Below are 730 nucleotides of genomic sequence, written 5' to 3'. Positions count from 1 at the left end.
CGTCCGCGACATCGCCGCCGACCCCACCACCACCATCCGGCCACTGGCACACACCTACTCCAGCCTCGACGACGTCCTCGCCTGGATCAACACAACCCTCAACAACGAAACCGACGCGGACGATGTAGCCGAGCAGCCCGCCACCGCCCGCGACGCCGAGGACCGCACCGGCGACCGTGACGCCGACCTCGACGTCGGGCAGGCCACCGGCACCGGCGATCACGCGGCCACCGACCGTGACGCAGACGACTCAACCGAGCGGCCCACCGCCACCGGCACCGGCGATCACGCCGCGACCGGCGATCATGACGCCGACTCCACCTCCGGGCAGCCCACCGGTACCGGCGCGTCGGCGGGCCAGCCGACCGCCCAGCTACGACACACCCATGGCGGCGACTCGCAGTCCGCTGATGCAGATACCGACGTCGAGGGCCCAGGCCACGCACATCGGGACGCTGACCTCGACGCCGAGCCGGCCACCGACCCCGAACCGGAGTCGTACGCGCCGAGCAGCCAGCCAGACACCGACCCACAACCCGAACCCGAACCCGAGCCCGAGCCCGAGTCCGAGTGTCCCGATCGGCGCCGTTACACCCGCGTGCAGGACCTGTTCCACCGTCTGTGGGGACGTGCACCAGGACAAATGCTGCCGCTATCGGCGCAATTGTTCGTACCCGCGACCCAGCCGGCGAACCCCTACAAGCCCTCAACCGCGTTGGACACCTACATT

1 pseudogene is annotated in these 730 nt (G+C 70.0%); it reads left to right on the top strand.

The features are described 5' to 3' along the window. Positions 1-730: pseudogene (locus HH308_RS29315) on the top strand (hypothetical protein); the annotation flags it as partial.

Origin of the sequence: Gordonia asplenii, assembly GCF_012933505.1 — a bacterium.
Classification (GTDB): Bacteria; Actinomycetota; Actinomycetes; order Mycobacteriales; family Mycobacteriaceae; genus Gordonia; species Gordonia asplenii.
The sequence above is the reverse complement of the archived record's forward strand: the minus strand, read 5'-3'. Positions and strand labels throughout refer to the sequence as shown.